The organism is Paenibacillus forsythiae T98, from assembly GCF_000520735.1.
Classification (GTDB): domain Bacteria; phylum Bacillota; class Bacilli; order Paenibacillales; family Paenibacillaceae; genus Paenibacillus_AQ; species Paenibacillus_AQ forsythiae.
This window is the reverse complement of sequence record NZ_ASSC01000164.1, coordinates 1-4173: the sequence shown is the minus strand read 5'-3', so window position 1 is coordinate 4173 and position 4173 is coordinate 1. Positions and strand designations below refer to the sequence as shown.

Annotated in this window: 3 protein-coding genes and 1 pseudogene; all 4 read left to right on the top strand. The window is 58.4% G+C overall.

Annotated elements, in window-relative coordinates; all coding sequences use genetic code 11:
- The first annotated feature begins 287 nt into the window (after positions 1-287).
- Positions 288-1331 carry a phosphoribosylformylglycinamidine cyclo-ligase gene (gene purM / locus L692_RS0106175; RefSeq protein WP_025698157.1) on the top strand — a complete coding sequence of 348 codons (1044 nt, stop codon included), beginning with the start codon at positions 288-290 and terminating at the stop codon, positions 1329-1331.
- Entirely contained in the window at positions 1331-1945 is a 615-nt protein-coding gene (gene purN, locus L692_RS0106170) for a phosphoribosylglycinamide formyltransferase (RefSeq protein WP_025698155.1), read from the top strand. Before purM ends, purN begins: the two co-directional genes overlap by 1 nt.
- Before the next feature lie 276 nt (positions 1946-2221).
- Positions 2222-3769: a bifunctional phosphoribosylaminoimidazolecarboxamide formyltransferase/IMP cyclohydrolase gene (purH, locus tag L692_RS0106165; protein WP_025698153.1), complete on the top strand. Its 1548-nt coding sequence runs from the start codon at positions 2222-2224 to the stop codon at positions 3767-3769.
- Between the two features lie 24 nt (positions 3770-3793).
- Positions 3794-4173 (top strand): annotated as a pseudogene (locus tag L692_RS27915) (phosphoribosylamine--glycine ligase); the annotation flags it as partial.

Below are 4173 nucleotides of genomic sequence, written 5' to 3'. Positions count from 1 at the left end.
GCTGTTCGCTAACGCGAAATCGCGGCAGGGCTTGCCCCGGGCACGGGCGCCGATTCTATAGGCGCCCGGCCTTCCCTACTTCCCCTACCCTGCGATTGGGGAGGCTGTCATGAAGAGAAAATTTGGAGCTGGAGAAGCGGCAGCGTTCGCCTTTATGCCCGGATTTCAACCGCTTGGCGGTTCAATCAGGAAATCTGGGCATAACAGCGATCGGAAGCCCAAATGTTTCTCGTAATGACCGCCGGTCCCAATCCCCAGGGTTTTACTACATGAAAAGAGGTGTCCAAGTGTCCGAAGCTTACAAAAACGCCGGTGTGGATATTGCGGCGGGCAATGAAGCGGTAGAACGAATGAAGAAGCATGTGAAGCGCACGTTTCGCCCCGAGGTCATGACGGAGCTCGGCGGATTCGGTGCGCTGTTTGGCTTGAATAAAGATAAATACGAGGAGCCTGTGCTGGTGTCGGGGACGGACGGTGTCGGCACGAAGCTGAAGATCGCCTTCGCGGCGGACCGTCACGACACAATCGGCATCGATGCGGTCGCCATGTGCGTGAACGATATCGTTGTGCAGGGCGCGGAGCCGCTCTTTTTCCTCGACTATCTGGCCTGCGACAAGGTGGTGCCGGAGAAGATCGAAGCCATCGTTTCGGGGATCGCGGAAGGCTGCCATCAGGCGGGCTGCGCGCTGATTGGCGGAGAGACGGCGGAAATGCCGGGCATGTACGCGGCAGGCGAGTACGATATCGCCGGATTTACCGTGGGCGTTGCCGACAAGGCCAAGCTGGTTACGGGAGCGCAGATTGCGCCCGGCGATACAGTGATCGGACTCGCTTCCAGCGGCGTGCACAGCAACGGGTTCTCGCTGGTGCGGAAGCTTTTGCTGGACGGAGAAGGCGGGTACAGCCTGGATGAAGTGCTGCCGGAGCTCGGCGCGCCGCTTGGGGACGTGCTGCTGGAGCCGACCAAAATTTACGTCAAGCCGCTTCTCGGGCTGCTGGAGCAGCTTCCGGTGAAGGGCATGGCGCATATTACCGGCGGCGGCTTCATCGAGAACATTCCGCGCGTGCTGCCGGATGGCGTCAATGTGGACATCAGCTACGGATCATGGCCGATTTTGCCGATATTTGAGCTTCTTCAGCAAAAGGGCAATGTGACCAACCGCGACATGTTTACAACCTTCAACATGGGCATCGGCCTGGTGCTTGTGGTGAGCACGGACGACGCGGCCAAGGCGCTGCAATTGCTGAAGGACAGCGGCGAGGAAGCGTATGTGATTGGCAAAGTCACGGAAGGAGAACGCAAGGTCACCTTTACGGGAGCGGATGTATGATGAACTACAGCCGGATCGCCGTGTTTGCTTCGGGGCAGGGCAGCAATTTTGCGGCGCTGGCGCAGGCGCAGCGTGAAGGGCGGCTGGGTGGCGGCGTCATCAAGCTGCTGGTGTCCGACAGACCGGAAGCGCCTGTGGCGCAGCGGGCGCAGGAGGCGGGGATTTCGTCCCTGCTGCTGCGGCCGAAAGAGTTTGACAGCCGCGAGCTGTACGAAGCACGGATTGTGGAGGAGCTCAAGCAGCGCGAGATCGGGCTTATTGTGCTGGCCGGATACATGCGGCTTATAACCCCGGTGCTGCTGGCCCCCTACGAGGGACGCATCATTAATATTCACCCGTCGCTGCTGCCAGCCTTTGCCGGGAAGGACGCGATCGGACAGGCGCTGGCCTACGGCGTCAAGCTGACGGGAGTTACGGTGCATTTTGTCGACGGGGGCATGGATACGGGGCCGGTTATTGCCCAGCGCGCGCTCACGGTGGAGGACGGCGATACGGCGGATTCGTTGGCAGAGCGCATTCACCGGGTCGAATACGAGCTTTATCCGGAAGTGGTCGCCGCTTTTGCGGCCGGAAAGATCAAGCTGGACGGAAGAAAAGCAACGGTTCGGCAATAATGATGGCAGGGCGGTTCCGTTGTCCGCTTCATTCGACATTGGAATGATGAACGCCGGGAGGTTTGATATTTCTCGGGAAATATTGCACAAGCGGTGAGAAATGTCGGATAAGCGGGCTTTGGGGAACCGAACGGGTATATAAAAAAGGCAAAGCATTATTTTGCGGAGGAAGGCTGCCGGAAACGGGAAAGCAGGACGTTTAGAACCTGAATCGTTCATGCGGTCAATCTTTTATCCAATTAAACCGCAAGTTAAAATGGAGGAGGACTATACAAAGTGAGTATCAAAAGAGCGCTGGTCAGCGTATCGGATAAACGGGGCATCGTGGATTTTTGCCGCGAGCTGTCCGCATTGGGCGTAGAAATTATCTCCACCGGCGGAACGAGCACCCTCTTGGCCAAAGAAGGTGTGCCGGTCATCGGCATCTCCGATGTAACGGGCTTTCCGGAAATTATGGACGGACGCGTCAAGACGCTGCATCCGGCCGTCCACAGCGGCCTGCTGGCGGTTCGGGACAACGAGGAGCATACGCGCCAGATGACCGAGCTGGGTCTGGATTATATCGACCTGGTGGTCGTAAATCTGTACCCGTTCGCGGAGACCATCGCCAAGCCCGATGTGACTTACGAGGAAGCGATCGAGAACATCGACATCGGCGGACCGACCATGCTGCGTTCGGCGGCGAAGAACCATGCGTTCGTCAGTGTCGTGGTGGACGCCGACGATTACGCCAAGGTGCTTGAAGAAGTGCGCGCGGGCGGCGACACGACGCTTGAAACCCGCAAACGGCTTGCAGCAAAAGTATTCCGCCATACGGCGGCTTACGACGCCCTGATTTCCGACTATCTGTCCAAGGTGACCGGCGAACCGCTGCCGGAGCGCTACACGGTAACTTACGAGAAGATCCAGGACTTACGCTACGGCGAGAATCCGCATCAGAAGGCGGCATTCTACCGTACGCCTTTGGCGGCACTCGACACGCTGACCGGCGCCGAGCAGCTGCACGGCAAGGAATTGTCCTATAACAACATCAACGACGCCAACGCGGCGCTGCAAATCGTCAAGGAATTCGACGAGCCTGCCGTGGTTGCGGTGAAGCATATGAATCCGTGCGGTGTCGGCGTCGGCGAGAGTATTTTTGAGGCTTACCAAAAAGCCTACAACGCTGATCCCGTCTCCATCTTTGGCGGCATCGTGGCGGCTAACCGCCCTATCGATTCCGATACGGCGAATCTGCTGAAGGACGTCTTCCTGGAAATCATTCTCGCTCCCGGCTTTACGGATGAAGCGCTGGAGATTCTCACGAAGAAGAAAAATATCCGCCTGCTCAAAATCGGCGGGCTGGGCGCGGCCGCAGAGCGGAAGAGCAGCTTCGTCGTTACGACGGTTGAGGGCGGCATGGTCGTGCAGGAAAGCGACATTCACTCCATTAATCCGGACGATCTCAAGGTCGTAACCGACCGCAAGCCGACCGAAGAAGAGCTGAAGCAGCTTCTGTTCGGCTGGAAGGTCGTCAAGCATGTGAAGTCGAACGCCATCGTGCTTGCAGCAGACGACATGACAGTTGGCGTCGGCGCGGGACAAATGAACCGCGTAGGCGCGGCGAAGATCGCCATCGAGCAGGCCGGAGACAAGGCCAAAGGCGCGGTGCTCGCTTCCGATGCGTTCTTCCCGATGGGCGATACGCTGGAGCTTGCGGCCAAAGCGGGCATTACGGCGGTCATTCAGCCGGGCGGCTCCGTCCGGGACGAGGAATCGATCAAGGTTGCGAACGAGCACGGAATCGCCATGGTGTTCACCGGCGTCCGTCATTTCAAACACTAGAACGGACCGGAGGTTTTATAAAGGATGGATATTTTGGTGATTGGCGGCGGCGGACGGGAGCATGCGATTTGCTGGAGCCTGTCCAAGAGCGCCAAAGCGGATAAAATTTACTGTGCGCCCGGCAATGCCGGGATTGCGCAGGTGGCGGAGTGCGTCCCGATTGGCGTGTTTGAATTCGACAAGTTGGCCGCGTTCGCCAAGGAACAAGAGGTCGGGCTTGTCGTTGTGGGACCTGACGATCCGCTGGCCGCAGGCATTGTGGACGTTCTTGAGGGAGAAGGGCTCAAGGTGTTCGGGCCGCGCAAGAACGCGGCCGAGATCGAGGGCAGCAAGGCGTTCATGAAGGACCTGCTGCATAAATACGATATTCCGACGGCGGCCTACCGGAAGTTCACTGACTATGC